At 68.8% G+C, this 19,483-nt stretch carries 16 protein-coding genes; all 16 read left to right on the top strand.

The genetic code is table 11. The annotated features are described in order from the left end of the window. Nucleotides 1-17 precede the first annotated feature (17 nt). The 16 genes from B0W80_RS16590 to B0W80_RS16515 all read left to right on the top strand — a co-directional run bounded on the left by B0W80_RS16590 (nucleotide 18) and on the right by B0W80_RS16515 (nucleotide 19,440). Nucleotides 18-662 carry an amino acid synthesis family protein gene (locus tag B0W80_RS16590; protein ID WP_077000263.1) on the top strand — a complete coding sequence of 215 codons (645 nt, stop codon included), beginning with the start codon at nucleotides 18-20 and terminating at the stop codon, nucleotides 660-662. 44 nt (nucleotides 663-706) lie between these two features. Continuing rightward, on the top strand, nucleotides 707-1,291 hold the full coding sequence (locus B0W80_RS16585; RefSeq protein ID WP_077000262.1) for an amino acid synthesis family protein: 585 nt from the start codon (nucleotides 707-709) through the stop codon (nucleotides 1,289-1,291). A 53-nt stretch (nucleotides 1,292-1,344) separates the two neighbouring features. Further along, nucleotides 1,345-2,556, top strand: a complete 1,212-nt coding sequence (locus B0W80_RS16580; RefSeq protein WP_077000300.1) for an ABC transporter substrate-binding protein — start codon at nucleotides 1,345-1,347, stop codon at nucleotides 2,554-2,556. A gap of 19 nt (nucleotides 2,557-2,575) precedes the next feature. Beyond that, entirely contained in the window at nucleotides 2,576-4,492 is a 1,917-nt protein-coding gene (locus B0W80_RS16575) for an ABC transporter permease (RefSeq protein ID WP_077000261.1), read from the top strand. Continuing rightward, on the top strand, nucleotides 4,489-5,292 hold the full coding sequence (locus tag B0W80_RS16570) for an ABC transporter ATP-binding protein (RefSeq protein ID WP_077000260.1): 804 nt from the start codon (nucleotides 4,489-4,491) through the stop codon (nucleotides 5,290-5,292). Before B0W80_RS16575 ends, B0W80_RS16570 begins: the two co-directional genes overlap by 4 nt. Then, on the top strand, nucleotides 5,289-6,023 hold the full coding sequence (locus tag B0W80_RS16565) for an ABC transporter ATP-binding protein (RefSeq protein ID WP_077000259.1): 735 nt from the start codon (nucleotides 5,289-5,291) through the stop codon (nucleotides 6,021-6,023). The genes B0W80_RS16570 and B0W80_RS16565 overlap by 4 nt, the downstream gene beginning before the upstream one ends. Nucleotides 6,024-6,058: 35 nt before the next feature. Beyond that, nucleotides 6,059-6,787 (top strand): bifunctional nicotinamidase/pyrazinamidase, encoded by a 729-nt coding sequence (gene pncA, locus B0W80_RS16560; protein WP_077000258.1) that lies wholly within the window; start codon nucleotides 6,059-6,061, stop codon nucleotides 6,785-6,787. Between the two features lie 16 nt (nucleotides 6,788-6,803). Then, nucleotides 6,804-7,283 (top strand): (2Fe-2S)-binding protein, encoded by a 480-nt coding sequence (locus B0W80_RS16555; RefSeq protein ID WP_077000257.1) that lies wholly within the window; start codon nucleotides 6,804-6,806, stop codon nucleotides 7,281-7,283. Further along, complete coding sequence (locus tag B0W80_RS16550) at nucleotides 7,280-11,029, top strand: molybdopterin cofactor-binding domain-containing protein (protein WP_077000256.1); 3,750 nt, start codon at nucleotides 7,280-7,282, stop codon at nucleotides 11,027-11,029. Before B0W80_RS16555 ends, B0W80_RS16550 begins: the two co-directional genes overlap by 4 nt. A 129-nt stretch (nucleotides 11,030-11,158) precedes the next feature. Beyond that, on the top strand, nucleotides 11,159-12,340 hold the full coding sequence (locus tag B0W80_RS16545) for a fumarylacetoacetate hydrolase family protein (RefSeq protein ID WP_077000255.1): 1,182 nt from the start codon (nucleotides 11,159-11,161) through the stop codon (nucleotides 12,338-12,340). Nucleotides 12,341-12,416: 76 nt separating this feature from the next. Next, entirely contained in the window at nucleotides 12,417-13,226 is an 810-nt protein-coding gene (locus tag B0W80_RS16540) for a helix-turn-helix transcriptional regulator (RefSeq protein ID WP_077000254.1), read from the top strand. Between the two features lie 93 nt (nucleotides 13,227-13,319). Then, a complete protein-coding gene (locus B0W80_RS16535; RefSeq protein WP_077000253.1) occupies nucleotides 13,320-14,348 on the top strand; it encodes an aromatic ring-hydroxylating dioxygenase subunit alpha in 1,029 nt (342 codons plus the stop codon). A 35-nt stretch (nucleotides 14,349-14,383) separates the two neighbouring features. Beyond that, nucleotides 14,384-15,373, top strand: a complete 990-nt coding sequence (locus B0W80_RS16530; protein ID WP_077000252.1) for a tripartite tricarboxylate transporter substrate binding protein — start codon at nucleotides 14,384-14,386, stop codon at nucleotides 15,371-15,373. A 142-nt stretch (nucleotides 15,374-15,515) separates the two neighbouring features. Further along, nucleotides 15,516-16,628: an ABC transporter substrate-binding protein gene (locus B0W80_RS16525; RefSeq protein ID WP_077000251.1), complete on the top strand. Its 1,113-nt coding sequence runs from the start codon at nucleotides 15,516-15,518 to the stop codon at nucleotides 16,626-16,628. 125 nt (nucleotides 16,629-16,753) lie between these two features. Continuing rightward, nucleotides 16,754-17,917: a saccharopine dehydrogenase family protein gene (locus B0W80_RS16520; RefSeq protein WP_077000250.1), complete on the top strand. Its 1,164-nt coding sequence runs from the start codon at nucleotides 16,754-16,756 to the stop codon at nucleotides 17,915-17,917. A gap of 17 nt (nucleotides 17,918-17,934) precedes the next feature. Then, nucleotides 17,935-19,440, top strand: a complete 1,506-nt coding sequence (locus tag B0W80_RS16515; protein ID WP_077000249.1) for an aldehyde dehydrogenase family protein — start codon at nucleotides 17,935-17,937, stop codon at nucleotides 19,438-19,440. Nucleotides 19,441-19,483: the final 43 nt, after the last annotated feature.

Here is a 19,483-nt window from a genome sequence, read left to right as displayed (position 1 = left end):
AAAAGCAGGACCTTTCAATGATCGATATTCGCCGTGTTTTCACCCAGGTCGAGACCATCCACCACGAGTTCGGGCCGCGCGCCGCGACGCCGCTGGTGCGTGGTGCCATCGCCGCGGTGCTGACCAATCCCTTCGCGGGCCGCTACGAGCCCGACATCCTTCCGATGATGAGCCTGCTCGACCCCGTCGGCGTCGACATGGCGCACCGCCTGCATGCCGCGATGGACATCCCGCTCGACCGCATCTCCACCTATGGCAAGGGCGCCATCGTCGGCGCCGCCGGTGAGCTGGAGCATGGTGCGCTGTGGCACGTGCCTGGCGGCTATGCCATGCGCGAACTGCTGGGCTGGAAGGGCGATCGCGCCGCTTACGTCGCCGGCACGGTGGACGAGAAGAAGACCGGCCAGCCGGGCAACGCCTTGTCGATCGTGCCATCGACCAAGAAGGTCGGCCCACCCGGTGCGACGCTCGACGTACCGCTGACCAACATCAACGCCAGCTACGTGCGCGGCCAGTTCGATGCCATCGAGGTGCGCGTGCCGGGCTCTCCTGCCGCCGACGAGATCGTCTTCATCCTCGCGATGAGCACGGGCTACCGCGTCCATGACCGCGTCGGTGGCCTGCGCGCCGAAAACATCGCCAAGTGGGACGGCCTGCGCTGAGCGCAACGCCGTTCATCCAGAGACAACCAGGAAAGAGAACAAGCATGAGCGCCAACATCCGCAAACTCGTCGTGCAGATCGACGAAACCCGCAAGGAAATGGGGAAGACCATCGATCCGCCGACCCGTCGCGCGGTCGCCATCGCGGTGATCGAGAACCCGTATGCCGGCAAGTACAGCGAATCGCTCGACGAGCTGATCGCCATCGGCGAAGAACTCGGCGCGCTGCTGGGCCAGAAGGCCGTGAAGGCGTTGGGCATCGAGCCCGGCCAGGCCCAGAGCTACGGCAAGGCGGCCATCGTCGGCGAATCCGGCGAACTGGAGCACGCGGCCGCCATCCTGCATCCCAAGCTCGGTGCGCCGCTGCGCGTGGCCGTGGAGAAGGGCGCCGCGCTGGTGCCCTCGGCCAAGAAGCGTGGCACGCTGGGCACCGCCATCGACGTGCCGCTGGGCCACAAGGACGCGGCCTTCGTGCGCAGCCATTTCGATGCCGTCGAAGCCCGCGTGTCCGATGCACCGCGCGCCGACGAAATCGTGGTCGCCGTTGCCGTGACCGACAGCGGCCGCCCGCTGCCGCGCATCGGTGGCCTGCAAGTGTCGGAAATCAAAGGCGAAGACGGCCTCAGGTGATGCGCCGTCCTGCCGTCCCCCATTCGGTCAACCATTTCAACGAGGAGTTTTCCATGAGCATGCGTTTCGCGTTCAGCGCGGTGTCGATCGCCGCCCTTACTCTCGCACTGATCCCCGCCGCGCACGCCCAGGGCGTGATCAAGATCGGCGAGATCAACAGCTACAAGGCGCAGCCCGCCTTCCTCGAGCCCTACAAGAAGGGCATGGAACTCGCGGTCGACGAGATCAACGCGGCCGGCGGCGTCAACGGCCGCAAGATCGAGCTGATCACGCGCGACGACAACGCCAATCCCGGCGACGCGGTGCGCGTGGCCGAAGAGCTGGTGTCGCGCGAGAAGGTCGACATCCTCGCGGGCACCTTCCTGTCGAACACCGGCCTGGCCGTCACCGACTTCGCCAAGCAGAAGAAGTTCTTCTTCCTGGCCGGCGAGCCGCTCACCGACAAGATCACCTGGCAGGGCGGCAACCAGTACACCTTCCGCCTGCGCCCCGGCACCTACATGCAGGCCGCGATGCTCGTGCCCGAAGCGGCCAAGCTCAAGAAGAAGCGCTGGGCCCTGGTGTACCCCAACTACGAATACGGCCAGTCGGCAGTGGCGGCCTTCAAGGCCTTGCTGAAGGCCGCGCAGCCCGACGTGGAGTTCGTCACCGAGCAGGCCACGCCGCTCGGCAAGGTCGATGCCGGCAGCGTGGTGCAGGCGCTGGCCGACTCCAAGCCCGACGCCATCTTCAACGTGCTCTTCGGCGCCGACCTTTCCAAGTTCGTCCGTGAAGGCAACACGCGCGGCCTGTTCAAGGACCGCGAGGTGGTCAGCGTGCTGACCGGCGAGCCCGAGTACATGGACCCGCTGAAGGACGAAGCGCCCAACGGCTGGATCGTGACCGGCTACCCCTGGTACGGCATCACCACGCCCGAGCACAAGAAGTTCGAGCAGGCCTACCAGGCCAAGTTCAAGGACTACCCGCGCCTGGGCTCGGTGGTGGGCTACAGCATGATCAAGTCGGCGGCCGCCGGCGTCGACAAGGCCAAGAGCACCGAGACCGACAAGCTGGTCGCGGCCTTCAAGGGCCTCCAGGTGGACACGCCCTTCGGCAAGATCACCTACCGCGCGCAGGACCACCAGTCGACCATGGGCGCCTTTGTCGGCCGCACCAAGAACGAGGGCGGCAAGGGTGTGATGGTCAACTACACCTACCTCGACGGTGCGGATGCGAAGTACCAGCCGACCGCCGACGAGCTGAAGAAGTCGCGCAGCGCCGACTGAGCACAGGGACGGACGAGTCATGAGTTTTTCCGGTTTCATCGTCCAGCTGCTCAACGGATTGGCGAGCGCGTCCTCGCTGTTCCTGGTGGCGGCTGGCCTGTCGCTGATCTTCGGCGTTACGCGGATCGTGAATTTCGCGCATGGCTCCTTCTTCATGGTGGGCATCTACATTGCCTACACGCTGGTCGAGAAGCTGGGCACCGGCCTTGGCTTCTGGCCCGCGCTGGTGCTGTCGGCACTCGCGGTGGGCGTGCTGGGCGCGCTGATCGAAGTCGTGCTGCTGCGCCGCATCTACAAGGCGCCCGAGCTGTTCCAGCTGCTCGCCACCTTCGCGCTGGTGCTGGTCATCAAGGACGCGGTGCTGTGGCTCTGGGGCCCGGACGAACTGCTCGGCCCGCGCGCGCCGGGGCTCTCGGGCTCCGTCACCATTCTTGGGCGCCAGTTTCCTTCGTACGACCTGTTCCTGATCGTGGTCGGCCCGGTGGTGCTGGGCCTCGTGTGGATGCTGCTCACGCGCACCCGCTTCGGCACCCTGGTGCGCGCGGCCACGCAAGACCGCGAGATGGTCAGCGCACTCGGCGTCAACCAGGCCTGGCTGTTCACAGCCGTGTTCGCCCTCGGTGCCATGCTGGCGGGCCTCGGAGGCGCGCTGCAATTGCCGCGCGAGCCGGCCACGCTCGAGATGGACCTCAACACCATCGGCGCGGCCTTCGTGGTGGTGGTGGTGGGCGGCATGGGCTCCATTCCCGGTGCCTACGCGGCTGCGCTGCTCATCGCCGAGATCAAGGCCATCTGCATCTGGCTCGGCGTGGTCGACGTCTTCGGCATCAGCGTGTCCTTCTCCAAGCTCACGCTGGTGGTCGACTTCCTCGTGATGGCCGTGGTGCTCGTGTGGCGGCCCTGGGGCCTGTTCGGCCGGCCACAGGCGCCGAGCCGTTACGTGGGCATGCAGGAAGAGCCCTTGCGCCGGCCCAGCCGTGCCTACCTGATCGCGGCGGCGCTCTTCGGCCTGGTGCTGGCGGCCGTGCCCTTCTTCACGGCCGACTCGCCCTACACCTCGGTGCTGATGATCGACCTGATGATCGCCGCGCTGTTCGCCACCAGCCTGCACTTCATCATGGGGCCGGCCGGCATGCATTCCTTCGGGCACGCGGCGTACTTCGGGCTCGGTGCCTACGGTGCGGCGCTGTTGGTACGCGCTGCCGGCATGCCGATGGAGCTGGCGCTCATCCTCGCGCCGCTGGTCGCGGCGCTGGGCGCCTTCGTCTACGGCTGGTTCGCGGTGCGCCTGTCGGGTGTGTACCTCGCCATGCTCACGCTGGCCTTCGCGCAGATCACCTGGGCCATCACCTACCAGTGGGACAGCTTCACCGGCGGCAGCAACGGGCTCACCGGCGTGTGGCCGGCCGAATGGCTGTCGGACAAGCGCGTGTACTACTGGCTCACGCTGGCGCTCGTGGCGCTGGGCGTGCTGTGGCTGCGCCGCGTGCTGTTCTCGCCCTTCGGCTATGCGCTGCGGGCCGGGCGCGATTCGGTGCTGCGTGCGGATGCGATCGGCATCGACGTCAAGCGCATGCAGTGGGCCGCCTTCGTCATCGCAGGCCTGGCTGCCGGCCTGGCGGGCGCGTTGTTCGCGTTCTCCAAGGGCAGCATCTCGCCCGAGTCGTTGAGCGTTGGCAAGTCGGTCGACGGGCTGGTGATGGTGCTGCTCGGCGGCATCCAGACGCTGGCGGGCCCGGTGGTCGGGGCCGTCACCTTCACCTGGCTGCACGACACCGTGGCGCGCAACACCGACTACTGGCGCGCCATGCTGGGCGGCATCATCCTGCTGCTGGTGCTGCTGTTCCCGCAGGGGATCGCCGGTTTCTGCAAGCAGTTGTTCGACAGACGGCGTGGGGACAGGAACGCCGGCGCACTGGAAGAGGTCAAGGCATGAGCCTGCTCAAGGTCACCGAACTCGGCAAGTCCTTCGGAGGCGTCAAGGCCGTCGACGGCATCAGCTTCGATCTCGCCCCCGGCGAGCTGCTGGCATTGATCGGCCCCAACGGCGCGGGCAAGTCGACCACCTTCAACATGGTCAACGGCCAGCTCAAGGCCGATCGCGGGTCCATCTTGCTCGACGGCGACGAACTGGTGGGCCGCAAGCCGCGCGAGATCTGGCGCAAGGGCGTCGGCCGCACCTTCCAGATCGCCGAGACCTTCGCTTCGCTGACCGTGGTCGAGAACGTGCAGATGGCGCTGCTCTCGCACGACCACAAGCTCTTTTCGACCTTTCGCCGCGCCGCCGACCACAAGCGCGACGAGGCACTGGCCTTGCTCGACCAGGTCGGCATGAAGGCCCAGGCCGACCGCCCCTGCAGCGTGCTGGCCTACGGCGACGTCAAGCGCGTCGAGCTCGCGATCGCGATGGCCAACTCGCCCAAGCTGCTGCTGATGGACGAGCCCACCGCCGGCATGGCGCCGAAGGAGCGCAACTCACTGATGGCGCTGACCAAGCAGCTGGTCATCGACCGCGGCATGGCCGTGCTCTTCACCGAGCACAGCATGGACGTGGTGTTCGCCTATGCCGACCGCATGATCGTGCTGGCCCGCGGGCGCCTGATCGCGCAGGGCAAGCCGCTGGAGATCCGCGACCATCCCAAGGTGCAGGAGGTCTATTTCGGCAGCGGCAAGACCTTCGAGAAGATTGCCGAGAAGGCCGCGGCGGTCAACGCTGCGGTGGGAGCAGAAGCATGAGTTCGCACGAAACACTGCTCGAAGCCAAGAGTCTCTGCGCGTGGTACGGCGCCGCCCAGATCCTCTACGACGTGGACCTCGAAGTCCGCCGCGGCGAGGTGGTGGCGCTGATGGGCCGCAATGGTGCCGGCAAGTCCACCACGCTCAAGGCGCTGATCGGCATGCTGAGCAAGCGCCGCGGCGCGGTGCGTTTTCTGGGCCACGACATCTCGAAGTGCGAGCCGCACCACGCGGCCAAGCTGGGCCTGGGCTTCGTGCCTGAAGACCGGCGCGTGTTCACCGACCTCACCGTGATGGAAAACCTCGAGGTCGGACGCCAGGCCGCGCGCCGCTGGAGCGACGGCACCGATGCGCCGCTGTGGACGCCCGAGCGCCTGTTCAAGCTCTTCCCCAATCTCGGCGAGATGCCGCAGCGCCCCGGCGGCCGCATGAGCGGCGGCGAACAGCAGATGCTGACGGTGGCCCGCACGCTCATGGGCAACCCCTACCTGGTGCTGCTCGACGAACCCTCCGAAGGCGTGGCGCCCGTGATCGTCGAGCAGATGGCCAACATGATCCTCGAGCTCAAGGCCCAGGGCGTGAGCATCCTGCTGTCGGAGCAGAACATGCACTTCGCCGAGCTGGTGTCCGATCGCGCCTACGTGCTCGAGAAGGGGCAGATCCGCTACCAGGCTTCGATGGCCGACCTGGCCACCAACGAGGAAGTCCGGCGCGCCTACCTTTCAGTTTGACTTCGGTTTTTTCAACCACGCGAGGAGCGAACACCATGCACAACATCACGCATCGCAGAGCCTTTCTCCAGTCCGCCGCCGCGCTGGGCCTGGCCGGGCTGTCCGGGCCGCTCTTTGCTGCCGCGAAGATCAAGCCGGGCAGCAAGGCGGCGCTGATCGTGGTCGACGTGCAGAACTGCTTCATCGACGGCGGCACGCTGCCCGTCAAGGGCGGTGCCGAGGTGGTGCCGGTGATCAACAAGCTTTCCACCGCCTTCGAGAACATCGTCGTCACGCAGGACTGGCACACCCAGGGCCATGCGTCCTTCGCGAGCACGCACTCGGGCCAGAAGCCCTTCAGCAGCGTCAAGCTGTCGTACGGCAGCCAGGTGCTGTGGCCCGACCACTGCGTGCAGGGCACCGACGACGCGGCGCTGCACAAGGACCTGAAGCTGCCCAGCGCGCAGCTCATCATCCGCAAGGGCCACCACAAGGACGTCGACAGCTACTCGGCCTTCGAAGAGGCCGACCGCAAGACGCCGACGGGCCTGGCCGGCTACCTCAAGCAGCGCGGCATCAAGACCGTGTACGTCACCGGCCTGGCCACCGACTTCTGCGTGGCCTGGACGGCCATGGACGCGCGCAAGCACGGCTTCGAGGCCTACGTGATCGAAGACGCGACGCGCGCGATCGACCTCGACGGCTCGCTCGCCAAGGCCTGGAAGCAGATGCAGGCGAAGGGCGTCAAGCGCATCCAGTCCGGCGACATCGACGCTGGTGCCTGAGGAGTTCGCGCACCCGATGCCCGAGCTCGCGTTGAGGGTCAACGGGCGCGACGTCGCCCTGCCCATTCCAGAGGCGGCGACGCTGCTGCACGTTCTGCGCAACGACCTGGGTCTCAACGGCCCCAAGTATGGCTGCGGGCTGGGCCAGTGCGGCGCCTGCACCGTGTGGGTCGACGGGGTGGCTGCGCGTTCTTGCGTGATCCCGGCGCACGGCGTGGCGGGGCGCAGCATCACGACCCTGGAAGGGCTCGGCTCGCGCGACCATTGGCATCCGGTGCAGCAGGCCTTCGAAGACGCGCAGGCTGCGCAGTGCGGCTATTGCCTCAACGGCATGGTGATGCAGGCTGCGGCCCTGCTGGCGCGCGATCCGCACGCCGACGAGGGCCGCATCCGCGCTGAACTGTCCGGCAACCTGTGCCGTTGCGGCACGCACGTCGAGATCCTCGACGCCGTGCGGCGCGCCGCCGCATCGATGGCGAAGGGCTCGGCGTCGTGATCCGGCGTGCCGAGCAGCCGCGCAGCCGAAGCGACTTCCTGAAGGCCGAGGGCGCACTCGTCGTCGTGCGCGAGACGCCGCCCGCGCCACCTGCCGTCGTCGGCCAGCCTGCGGCGGTCGCAGGCAATCCCGCCGAGGGCCCCGAGATCCTGCTCGCGTTGTGGGACGACGGCAGCGTCACCGCGCTCAACGGCCACGTCGATCTGGGCACCGGCATCCGCACCGCGCTGGCCCAGGTCGTGGCCGAGGAGCTGGACCTGCCGCTGGCCCAGGTCCACATGGTGCTGGGCGACACGGCGCGCGCGCCCAACCAGGGCGCGACCATCGCCAGCGCCTCGCTGCAGATTCATGCCGCACCGCTGCGCCTGGCCGCGGCGCAGGCGCGCGCGTGGCTGCTCGCGCAGGCTTCGGAGCGGTTCGGCGTGCAGCCCGCATTGCTGGACGTGCGCGACGGCTGCATCGTCGCGGGCGAAGACCAGGCCTTCCGCGTGCCCTTCGGCGATCTGCTGGCCGGCGAGCGTGCCGTGCTGCAGCTCGACACCGGTGCACTGCTCAAGGACCCGAAGGACTACCGCATCGTCGGCACCGCGGTGCCACGCGTCGACATCCCGGCCAAGCTCGCGGGCGAACTGGTGTTCGTGCATGACATGCGTGTGCCGGGCATGCTGCACGGCCGCGTCGTGCGCCCGCCCTATGCGGGCGCGGACCACGGCGATTTCATCGGCAACACGCTGGAGTCGGTGGACGAATCGTCGATCGCACACATTTCCGGCATCCGCGCCGTGGTGGTGATCCGCGACTTCGTCGGCATCGTGGCCGAGCGCGAGGAGCATGCGGAGCAGGCACTGCGCGAGCTGCGCGTGCGCTGGAAAGCGTGGCCCGGCCTGCCCGCCCTCGACGACCTGGAAGGCGCGTTGCGGGCCAACCCCGCCACGCAGCGATTGCTGGTCGACGAGGGCCGCGTCGACGAGGCGATCGCCGGCGCGGCGCAGCCGATGCCGCGCACCTACGTCTGGCCGTACCAGTTGCATGCGTCCATCGGGCCTTCGTGCGCATTGGCGCATTGGGAGCCCGACGATGGGCGCGGCGTTCGCTTGCGCGTCTGGGCCGGTTCGCAGAACCCGCACGTGCTGCGCGCCGACCTCGCCAAGCTGATGGGCCTCGACGACATCGCCGTCGACGTCGTGCGCATGGAGGCCGCCGGCTGCTACGGCCGCAACGGCGCCGACGACGTGGCGGCCGATGCGGCCCTGCTGGCGCGCGCAGCCGGTGCGCCGGTGCGGGTGCAGCTCACGCGCGAACAGGAGCACGCGTGGGAGCCCAAGGGCGCCGCGCAGCTCATGCAGGTGAACGGCGGCCTCGACGCCCAGGGTGGCGTGGCGGCCTACGACTTCGAGACCTCCTACCCATCCAACGGTGCCCCTACGCTAGCCCTGCTGCTCACGCGCACGGTCGAGCCGGTGGCCCAGGCCTTCGAGATGGGCGATCGCACCGCGCGGCCGCCCTACGCCTACGAGAACCTGCGGGTCAAGGTCAACGACATGGCGCCGATCGTTCGCGCGTCGTGGCTGCGCGGCGTCTCGGCCTTGCCCAGTTCCTTCGCGCACGAGTCCTACGTGGACGAGCTGGCGACCGCGGCCGGCGTCGACCCGGTCGCGTTTCGCCTGCGCCACCTGCACGACCCGCGCGCGGCCGAGCTGGTGCGCGAGACCGCCCAGAAGGCCGGCTGGCGCATGCGCACCGGGCCGCAGGAGAACGCGGACGGCGGGTTGGGCGCGGGCGGCGACGTGCTGTTCGGCCAGGGCTTCGCCTATGCCCGTTACGTGCACAGCAAGTGGCCGGGCTTCGGCGCCGCATGGTCGGCCTGGGTCGCGGACGTGGAGGTCCACAAGACCACTGGCGAGGTGCACGTCCGCCGCGTCGTGGTGGGGCACGACGCGGGCCTGATGGTCAACCCGGCTGGCGTCGAGCACCAGATCAACGGCAACGTCATCCAGACCACCAGCCGCGCACTCAAGGAGCGGGTGGCCTTCGCGCCGCTGGCGCCGTCGAGCACGGGCGAGACGCTGCCGGGCGTGCTGCCCACCGGCGTGGTCGCCAGCCGCGAGTGGGGCAGCTACCCCATCCTGAGCTTCCGCGAAGTGCCGATGATCGAGATCGTGCACATGCAGCGGCCGGGCGAGCCGCCGCTGGGCGCCGGCGAGTCGTCGTCGGTGCCGGGAACCGCGGCGATCGCGAATGCGATCTTCGATGCGACGGGGGTGCGCTTTCGCAACCCGCCGTTCACGCCGGAGGTGGTGAGGGCCGCGTTGAACCCGGGCTTGCTCCCTCCCTTGCTGGGGGAAGGCGGGGGTGGGGGCGCGCACCGTCGCGATGGACAAGCCGTCGTGCCCCCATCCCCACCTTCCCCCAGCGGGGGAAGGAGCAAGTCCGATACGCCGTGGCCGAAATCGCGCACGGTCTGGGCCACCGCCACCTCCCTCGTCATCGGCAGCCTCGCCGTCATCGCCGGCCTCTTCGGCTGGCGCTCCACCATCGCCCCCGTCGCGCTCAGCGCCCCGGTCTACAGCCAGGCCACCATAGACCGCGGCCGCACCCTCGCCGCCATCGGCGACTGCGCCGTCTGCCACACCGCCACGGGCGGCACGCCCAACGCGGGCGGCCGTGCGATGGAGACACCCTTTGGCACCATCCACACGACCAACCTTACGCCCGACCCCGAATCGGGCCTGGGCCGGTGGTCGTTCAGCGCCTTCCAGCGCGCCATGCGCGAAGGCATCTCGCGCGACGGACATCACCTCTACCCGGCCTTCCCGTACACCGCCTTCGCGAAGACCAGCGACGACGACCTGCAGGCGCTCTACGCGTACTTCATGTCGCTGCCCGCCGTGCATGCGCCCACCCCGCCAGCGGACCTGAAGTTCCCGTTCGGCATCCGTCCGCTGATGGCCGGCTGGAACGCACTCTTCCACGATCCGTCGCCGATGCAGCCGCAGCCTTCGCAAAGCGTCGAATGGAACCGAGGCGCCTACCTCGTCAACGGCCTCGGCCATTGCGGCGCCTGCCACACGCCGCGCAACGCGCTCGGTGCGGAGCGCGGCGGCAACGCGTTTCTATCGGGCGCGCTGGTCGACGGCTGGGAGGCGCCCGCGCTCACTGCGCTGGCATCGAAGTCGGCCGTGCCGTGGAATGCCGATGCGCTCTACCGCTACCTGCGCCATGGCGTGAGCCCGCTGCACGGCACCGCTGGCGGCCCCATGGCAGAGGTGGTGCGCGAGCTCGCCGCCGTGCCTGACGACGACATCCGCGCCATGGCGACCTACCTCGCTTCGTTCAACGCCCCGTCCGCCGAGCCCGAAGCAAAAGCCCAGGCACTGCGCGTGGTTGCCACGGCGGCCGCATCCCAACCGCGCCTTCTGGGCCCGGCCCAGCGCATGTTCGACAGCGCCTGCGCCGCATGCCACCACGACGGCAACGGCCCCACGCTGCTGGGCGCCAACGTGCCGCTCGCGCTCAACAGCAACCTCACGAGCACGCGCCCCGACAACCTGCTGCGCACCATCCTCGACGGCGTGCGCGACCCGGCCACACGCGACATTGGCTTCATGCCAGCCTTCCGCGACGCGCTGAGCGATGCGCAGATCGCCGAGTTGGCGGGCTACATGCGTGCGCGCTTCGCGCCACAGGAAGAGGCTTGGCGGGATTTGCCGCAAGCGGTGGCGCGCGTGCGATCTGTCGCGCCATAGCGTCTGAACAACCCTGGCGCACGCTGTCGTTGCCTGCGCACGAACTGCAGCGTGCATGACGACGATCGTCACCGCTACGATGCGTCATTTCGCAGCTAACCATCGGCCGCCGCAATCCCAGGAGCCCCCATGCCCACCACGCTTTCGTCTTCCACCAGCCTCCCGCGTGACGCGGCGCGTGCCACGCTGGTCGGCCGCCTCTGGCAGCCCGACGTCGGGCCTACGCCAGTGGCGGTACATGACGGCGGGCTGCACGACCTCTCGCGCATCGTCCCGACCATCAGCCAACTGCTGGAGCTCGACGACCCGGTGGGCGCCGTGCGCCAAGCCCTGCGCAGCGACGCGGCGCGCATCGCCGCGCTGGACGTGGCGCTGGCCAACAGCGACGAGGCCAAGCGCGATGCCGCGCGCCCCTGGCTGCTTGCGCCTTGCGACCTGCAGGCGGTCAAGGCCAGCGGCGTGACCTTCGTCGAAAGCCTTCTGGAGCGCGTCATCGAAGAGCAGGCCCGCGGCGACGCCTCCAAGGCCGAGTCGATCCGGCGTGCACTGGGCAGCGTCATCGGCGACAACCTGAAGGGCCTCGTGCCCGGCTCGGCCCAGGCCGCGCAGGTCAAGGAAGTGCTGCTCGCGCAGGGTGCGTGGTCGCAGTACCTCGAGGTCGGCATCGGCCCCGACGCCGAGATCTTCACCAAGGCCCCGGTGCTGGCGGCCGTGGGCACCGGGGCCGACGTGGGCATCCACGCGAACTCGGTCTGGAACAACCCCGAGCCCGAAGTGGTGCTGGCGGTCGACAGCCGCGGCCGCACGCTCGGCGCGGCCCTGGGCAACGACGTGAACCTGCGCGACTTCGAAGGCCGCAGCGCGCTGCTGCTGGGCAAGGCCAAGGACAACAACGCTTCGTGCGCCATCGGCCCCTTCATACGCCTGTTCGACGATCACTTCGGCATCGAGCAGGTGCGCCAGACCACGGTCGCGCTGCGCGTAACCGGGCCGGAGGGATTCGTGCTCGAAGGCTCGAGCTCGCTGTCGAAGATCAGCCGCGACCCGCTGGACCTGGTGAGCCAGGCCATCGGCCCGCACCACGCCTACCCCGACGGGCTGATGCTCTTCCTCGGCACCATGTTCGCGCCCACGCAGGACCGCCACGGCCCCGGCCAGGGCTTCACGCACGTGGTGGGCGACCGCGTCACGGTGTCGGCGCCTGAGTTCGGGGCGCTCGAAAACCGCGTCGTGCATTCCGACCAGGCGGCTCGCTGGTCGTTCGGCATCGGCGCGCTGATGCGCAACCTGGCGGGGCGCGGCCTGCTCTGATGCACGGGCCGCGGCGCGGGTTTGTCCCGAGCCGTGGCGGCTTCATGCGGCGACCGGGCGGCGGGACAATGCCCGCATGCCCGCCACCTGGAGCGTCCCCGCCGTTGCCCAGCAGCACACGCTCGATCTGCGCGCGGTGTCGCTGCTGCTCGATGCGCCGCGCGAGGCCGAGCCGACGCGGGCCGTGCTGCACTTTCTCAATGCGCTGCTGCCGGTGGAATACATCAGCCTGGTCTCGCACATGGAAGACCCGCCGGCGCTGCTCGAAGGGCATGCCCACGGCACCTCGCTGCGCAACGTCACCAGCCAGTGCTTCGAAAAGTACCGCCGCCATTTCTACGTGTTCGACGACGCCATTCGCATCGCCGGCCGGATGCGCGCGCAGCACGTCGAGAACGCGGAGGTGACGGCGCTGCGCGTGCGCGCCGGCGAGATCCCCGATTCGACCTGGCGCCACCGCATCTACGAGCGCGAGCACCTGTCGGACCGGCTCACGCTGCTGTTCACGCCGGCGCCCGGCACCGCGTACTCGATCAACCTCTACCGCAGCGAGGCCAGCGGCCCCTTCGGCGAGCAAGAGATCGAGCGCGTGCTGGCCGTGGCGCCGCTGTTGCGCCAAGTCCATCGCAATGCCGTCGGCACGGGCGCCACCGCGCGGCAGATGGCGAGCCGCGTCGCGCTGGCCCGTGCGCGGCTCGACAGGCGCGAGGCTGCACTCAGCGCGCGCGAGCTCGACGTCTGCGCGCGCATCGCCTGCAGCATGACGGCCGACGGCATCGCGGCGGACCTCGGCGTCGCCGCATCCACCGTGCTCACGCTGCGCAAGCGCGCCTACCTCAAGCTGGGCGTTCACGACCGCGCGGAACTGGTGCGCCTCGCGGCCTGAGCGCGGACCCGGAGGCCGTCCCCTGCGCGGGGGACGCAGCGGCAGCCCACCCCGCATCACCATCGGAGCACCCCAACCGATGGAGACAAGCGCATGTTCCTGCGCAATTGCTGGTACGTGGTCGCGTGGGACCACGAGATTCCGGCCGACGGCCTGTTCAACCGCACCGTGCTCGGTGAGCCGCTGCTGCTGTTCCGGCGCGCCGATGGCCGCATCGCGGCGCTGGAAGACCGTTGCTGCCACCGCCTCGCGCCGCTGTCCAAAGGCCGCAAGGAAGGCGACTGCGTGCGCTGCGGCTACCACGGTCTCAAGTTCGACGCCGATGGCAGCTGCGTCGAGGTGCCGGGCCTGGAAAACGTGCCGCCCAAGGCGCGCGTTCGCAGCTACCCGGTGGCGCTTCATCACAAGTGGGTCTTCGTGTGGATGGGCGATCCGTCGCGCGCCGACACCGCGCTCTTGCCCGACAACTTCTCCTGCGAGCACCCGGACTGGCGCAACATCCCCGGCTACCTGCACTACGACACGCCGCAGCTGCTGATCTGCGACAACCTGCTGGACTTCTCGCACCTGAGCTACGTGCACGAGAAGACGCTCGGCAACTCCACCGCCATCGCGCAGGTGCGGCCCGAGATCGAGAAGGTGCCGCACGGCCTGCGCGTCACGCGCAGGGTGCGCAACGTGCCGCCGCCGGCGTACTGGGCGCGTGCGCGCGATTTCGGCGGCGGCCTGGTGGACCGGTGGTTCATCTACGACTTCCTGCTGCCCGGCACGCTGCTCATGCATTCGGGCGGACGGCCCGCGGGCGACGCCGAAGGCGACATGCGCCGCGCGGTCGAACTGCACAGCTGCCAGACGCTGACGCCGGAGACCGAGGGCAGCACGCATTACTTCTTCCAGCAGTCGCACCGCGCATCGCTGGGTGGCGAGTGGCTCACGCAGATGATCCACGACGGCCTGCTCGTCGCCTTCGAGGAAGACCGCGACATGATCACCGCGCAGGCCCGCAACATCGAGCTCGGGCCCGAGGCGCCGATGCTGCCGCTGGCCATGGACGCGGCGCTGGTCCAGTTCCGCCGTTTGCTGGCGCAGGCCGTCGAGGCCGAGCGCAGCTCGCGCGCCTGAGGCGCCGCACCCCACCCACCACCGGAGACAACACGATGTTCAAGACCTGGATGGCGGCCTGCTGCCTGGCCGCCCTGCCGCTGTGCGCCTTCGCGCAGACGGCTTCACCCGTCATGCCCGTTGCGCCCGCCAAGCAAGTGCGCCTGGTCGTTCCCTATCCCGCCGGCGGCGCGACCGATTTCGTGGCCCGCCTGATCGGCGAGCGGCTTGCGAAGCGCCTGGGCCAGCCGGTGCTGGTCGACAACAAGCCCGGCGCTGCCGGTGCCTTGGGCGCGGCCGACGTGGCGCGCGCTCCGGCCGACGGCAGCGTGCTGCTGCTGACCATCACCGACTCGCAGATAAACAACACGGCGCTGTTCAAGACCTTGCCCTACGACCCGCAGAAGGACTTCGCCTTCGTCACCCAGATCGTGCGCAGCCCCGCCATCATCTCCGCCAATGTCGACCTGCCGGCGAAGAGCATCGACGAGCTGCGCCGACTTGCCGCGCAGAAGCCTGCCAGCCTCAGCTATGCGTCCTGGGGCGTGGGCGGCCTCGGTCACCTGGCCGGCGAGTCGCTCAACCGCGAACTCAAGGCCGGCATGGTGCACGTGCCGCAGAAGGGCGAGGGGCCGGTGGTCACCGACCTGCTGTCGAAGACGGTCAGCATCGGCCTGTCGTCCGTCGCGAGCGCGAAGCAGCACGTGCAGGCCGGCAAGCTGGTGCCGCTGGCGGTGATGGGCCGCGAGCGCTCGACCGCGCTGCCGCAGGTGCCCACGCTGCGCGAGCTGGGCTTCACCGATCCGCTCTACGACACCAATGTCTGGCTGGGTGTGCTGGCCCCGGCGCGCACGCCGCCAGCGACGGTGCAGCGGCTGGCCGAGGAGATCCGTGCCATCGTCGCGGCGGAAGACGTGCGTACGGTGCTGGTGGACCGTGGCTTCGAGCTGATGAACACTACGCCCGAGGAGTTCGCTTCCGGCTACCGGCGTGAATTCGAGGTCATCACGCAGCGAATCCGCGCCTTCGGCATCGAGGCGCAGTAGCGTTTGCGGCCTTCAGCGGGCGGCCGAAAACTAGAACGATTTCCTCAAGGGTTTGTTCTCGCGGACCAAAAGCTTCGTTCGGAAACAATTCCACACAAATGGCGCGACGCATCCAGGCGCGGCCTTCTGGAGGAGCGACCCGATGAAGACCGTGCGAATTCTTTGCTGCGCCGCCGTGCTCGTGCTGGGCATGGGAAGCGCGGCCGCGCAGATCCTGATCGGCCAGTCGGCCGACATGTCGGGCCCGGTGGCGGCCAGCGTCAAGGAAACCATCGCCGGCTCGCAGCTGCTCATCGACCACGTCAATGCGCAGGGCGGCATCCACGGCGAGAAGATCGAGGTCATCCGTCTCGACGACGGGCTCGACCCCAAGCGCTCGGCCGAGAACTCGCGTGTCCTGATCGAGGACCGGAAGGTGCTGGCGCTGCTGCTCAACCGCGGCACGCCCAATGCGCTCGCCGTGATCCCGCTGCTCGACAAGAGCGGCACGCCGTTGATCGCGCCGTCCACCGGTGCGATGTCGCTGCACAGGCCAGTGCAGAAGCACGTGTTCAACGTGCGCTCCACCTACCAGCGGGAGGCCGAAAAGGCCATCCAGCATCTCTACACCGTGGGCATGCAGCGCATCGCGGTGGTCCAGGCCGACGATTCGTTCGGCAAGGACGTGATGGAAGGCGCGATGAAGGCCTTCGACAAGGCGGGGCAGAAGCCGGCCGCGCTCGCGCTGGCCGATCGCAGCAAGCCCGACTATGCGAGCATCGTTCCCAAGATCACGGCGTCCAACGCGCAAGCCGTGCTGTGGATCGGCTCGGGCACTGCTGTCACCGAGGGCATCAAGGCGCTGCGCGCGGCGGGCTCGGCGGCGCAGGTCATCACGCTGTCGAACAACGCGGCCTCGGGCTTCATCAAGGAACTGGGTCAGGCCAGCGGCGGCGTGATCGTCACGCAAGTGCTGCCGTCGGAGCGCGCCATGGCGCATCCGCTCATCAAGGAGGCGTCGGACATGGCGGCCCGGAGCAAGGGAGACATCGAGCTGTCGCCAGCCTTGCTCGAAGGCTTCGTCGCCACCAAGGTGCTGGTCGAGGCCCTGCGCCGTACGGGGCCCAAGCCCACGCGCGCAAGGCTGCTGGCGGTGCTCAACGACTTCCGCTACGACACCGGCGGCGGGCTGGAGGTGAGCTATTCGTCGCAGGATCACACGGGCATCGACTACGTGGACCTGTCGATCATCAGCGGGGGGCGGTTCAAGCGTTGATGCGGTCCGGCGAAGCCGGGCGTCGTTTCGTCGAATCTCTTCCCGCCATCGACGAATTGCTCTCTGGATTCCGTCGCAGCGCAAGCCTACATTTCCTTCGAGGGCCCAGCCCGAAGGAGAACGTCATGCCCAAGCTGCAGTTCGACAAGGTCTTGGTCCTGGGTGCCGGCAAGGTCGGCAGTACCGTGGCCGACATGCTGGCGGAGTTTCATGGCCTGCCGGTCACGCTGGCCGACATGAAGCCGGGTCGAGGCGACGAGGGTGATGGTCTGGTGCGCAGGGTCGCACTGAACGTCGACAGCGACACCGATCTTGGCGCCGCGCTGGCCGCGCATCCGGTCGTGATCAATGCCTTGCCTTTCTACCTGGCGCAGCGCGTCGCCGCCCAGGCCGCGCAGCTTGGCGTGCACTACTGCGACTTGACCGAAGACGTAGCCGCGACCCGCGCGATTCGCGAGCGGGCCATCGGCGCGGCGGCGGTGCTGATGCCGCAGTGCGGCCTGGCCCCGGGCGTGATCGGCATGCTCGGCGGACACCTGGCCGGACGATTCGACGAGCTGTACGACCTGCGCCTGCGTGTCGGTGCGCTGACCCGCAACGCGACCAACAGCCTGCGCTACAACTTCACGTGGAGCATCGACGGGGTCATCAACGAGTACTGCAATCCTTGCGAGGCGATCGTCAACGGGCTGCGGGTGCCGGTGCAGCCTCTCGAAGGGCACGAGACCTTCACGCTCGACGCCGAGGCCTTCGAGGCTTTCAACACCTCGGGCGGGTTGGGCACGCTGTGCGAAACGCTGCAGGGCCGGGTCCGCAACCTCGACTACAAGACCATCCGCTACCCGGGCCATCGCGACGCCATGGACTTCCTGCTGCACGACTTGCGGCTCATCGAGCGGCGCGACCTGCTGCGCCAGGTGCTCGAACATGCGGTGCCGCACAGCCGTGAAGACGTGGTGATCCTGTTCGCGTCCGCCTCCGGCTTGCGTGGCGGCCGCTTCGAACAGGAGACACGCGTGGCCCGGATCTTCGGCGGCACCTTGCGCGGCCGGCAGCGCACGGCCATCGAGCTGACGACGGCGGCCGGCGTGGTCGGCGTCTTCGAACTGCTGCAGGCAGGCCGCTTGCCGCAGGCCGGCTTCGTCGGGCAGGAGCAGGTGCCGCTGCAGCGCTTTCTGGCGACCCGGGTCGGCCACTACTACGGCAAGCTCGGCATCGCGCCTGCCGTGCAGGGCGATGCGTGCGAACCCGCGTCGGCGCCGGCCATGGAAGATTGCGCCATCCTGTGACCGTCGAAGGAGACGACATGAGCGACCTGCTGTCCTGTTTCGAGCGCTGCGGCATCGCACCGGCCGAGGTGCGAGGTGGCTCGCTCGCGGTGCGATCGCCGATCGACGGCGCCGAGATCGCGCACCTGCACGAGACACCGGCATCCGCGATGGCCGAGCGCATCGAGACATCGCATGCAGCCTTCCTGCGATGGCGCATGGTCCCCGCCCCGGCGCGCGGCGAGCTGGTTCGCCTGTGGGGCGAAGAGCTGCGTCAGGCGAAGCGCGACATCGGCCACGTCGTGTCGGTCGAGGTCGGCAAGATCGTCGAAGAAGGCCTGGGTGAGGTGCAAGAGGCCGTCGACATCTGCGAGTTCGCCCTGGGCCTGTCGCGCCAGCTGTGCGGCAGGACCATCGTGTCGGAGCGGCCGGGCCATCGCATCATGGAGCAGTACCACCCGCTCGGGCCGGTGGCGGTGATCACGGCCTTCAACTTCCCGAGCGCGGTGTTCGCGTGGAACGCCGCGCTGGCGCTGGTCTGCGGCGACCCGGTGATCTTCAAGCCTTCCGAGAAGGCGCCGCTGTCGGGCCTGGCCACCTTTCGCGCCCTGGAACGCGCCATCGTGCGCTTCGGCGACCGGGCGCCGGCGGGCCTGGCCCAGATCGTCATCGGAAAGACGCCGCTGGCCGAGGCGCTGGTGGATCATCCGGCGATCGCGCTGGTGTCGGCCACGGGCTCCACGCGCATGGGCCGCGCCGTCGGCCCCCGGGTGGCGAGCCGCTTCGGCAAGCGCATCCTCGAACTGGGCGGCAACAACGCGATGATCGTGACGCCGGCCGCCGACCTGGAGATGGCCCTGCGCGCGATCGTGTTCAGCGCGGTCGGCACGGCAGGCCAGCGCTGCACCACGCTGCGTCGCCTGATCGTTCACCGCGCGGTCAAAGATGCATTGCTGCAGAAGCTGGTCAAGGCCTATGAAGGGCTGCGTATCGGCGATTCCCGCGTGCCCGGCACGCTGGTCGGCCCGTTGATCGACGCGCAGGCCTTCGGCGCGATGCAGGAAGCGATCGCCGAAGCCAGGAACCAGGGCGGTCGTCTGCTGGCCGGTGGCGGGCGGGTGTTGGAGAAGGAGTTCCCGGAAGCCTTCTACGTCGAGCCCGCGATCGTCGACATGCCTCAGCAAAGCGCGGTGGTGCGCCGCGAGACTTTCGCGCCCTTGCTTTATGTGTTGGACTACGACGATTTCCAGCAGGCCATCGCGCTTCACAACGACGTGCCGCAAGGCCTGTCGTCTTCCATCTTCTCGAACGACATGCGCGAGGTCGAAACCTTCATCTCGGCCGCCGGCTCCGATTGCGGCATGGCCAACGTCAACATCGGTCCCAGCGGGGCGGAGATCGGTGGAGCCTTCGGTGGCGAGAAGGAAACCGGCGGCGACCGGGAGAGCGGCTCGAACGCGTGGAAGCAGTACATGCGCAGGACGACCAACACCATCAACTTCTCGACCGAGCTGCCGCTGGCGCAGGGCATCAGCTTCCTCTGACCGCGGCGCAGGCATGACGGGCCACAATGGCCTTCCACCTGCT

The organism is Variovorax sp. KK3, assembly GCF_001984055.1.
Classification (GTDB): Bacteria; Pseudomonadota; Gammaproteobacteria; order Burkholderiales; family Burkholderiaceae_C; genus Variovorax.
This window is presented reverse-complemented; position numbering and strand designations above follow the sequence as displayed.

Bases quoted from the DNA above. Each gene is read 5' to 3' on its own strand.
- B0W80_RS16590 (WP_077000263.1), top strand. From the start codon at position 18: ATGATCGATATTCGCCGTGTTTTCACCCAGGTCGAGACCATCCACCAC.
- B0W80_RS16585 (WP_077000262.1), top strand. From the start codon at position 707: ATGAGCGCCAACATCCGCAAACTCGTCGTGCAGATCGACGAAACCCGC.
- B0W80_RS16580 (WP_077000300.1), top strand. From the start codon at position 1,345: ATGAGCATGCGTTTCGCGTTCAGCGCGGTGTCGATCGCCGCCCTTACT.
- B0W80_RS16575 (WP_077000261.1), top strand. From the start codon at position 2,576: ATGAGTTTTTCCGGTTTCATCGTCCAGCTGCTCAACGGATTGGCGAGC.
- B0W80_RS16570 (WP_077000260.1), top strand. From the start codon at position 4,489: ATGAGCCTGCTCAAGGTCACCGAACTCGGCAAGTCCTTCGGAGGCGTC.
- B0W80_RS16565 (WP_077000259.1), top strand. From the start codon at position 5,289: ATGAGTTCGCACGAAACACTGCTCGAAGCCAAGAGTCTCTGCGCGTGG.
- pncA (WP_077000258.1), top strand. From the start codon at position 6,059: ATGCACAACATCACGCATCGCAGAGCCTTTCTCCAGTCCGCCGCCGCG.
- B0W80_RS16555 (WP_077000257.1), top strand. From the start codon at position 6,804: ATGCCCGAGCTCGCGTTGAGGGTCAACGGGCGCGACGTCGCCCTGCCC.
- B0W80_RS16545 (WP_077000255.1), top strand. From the start codon at position 11,159: ATGCCCACCACGCTTTCGTCTTCCACCAGCCTCCCGCGTGACGCGGCG.
- B0W80_RS16540 (WP_077000254.1), top strand. From the start codon at position 12,417: ATGCCCGCCACCTGGAGCGTCCCCGCCGTTGCCCAGCAGCACACGCTC.
- B0W80_RS16535 (WP_077000253.1), top strand. From the start codon at position 13,320: ATGTTCCTGCGCAATTGCTGGTACGTGGTCGCGTGGGACCACGAGATT.
- B0W80_RS16530 (WP_077000252.1), top strand. From the start codon at position 14,384: ATGTTCAAGACCTGGATGGCGGCCTGCTGCCTGGCCGCCCTGCCGCTG.
- B0W80_RS16525 (WP_077000251.1), top strand. From the start codon at position 15,516: ATGAAGACCGTGCGAATTCTTTGCTGCGCCGCCGTGCTCGTGCTGGGC.
- B0W80_RS16520 (WP_077000250.1), top strand. From the start codon at position 16,754: ATGCCCAAGCTGCAGTTCGACAAGGTCTTGGTCCTGGGTGCCGGCAAG.
- B0W80_RS16515 (WP_077000249.1), top strand. From the start codon at position 17,935: ATGAGCGACCTGCTGTCCTGTTTCGAGCGCTGCGGCATCGCACCGGCC.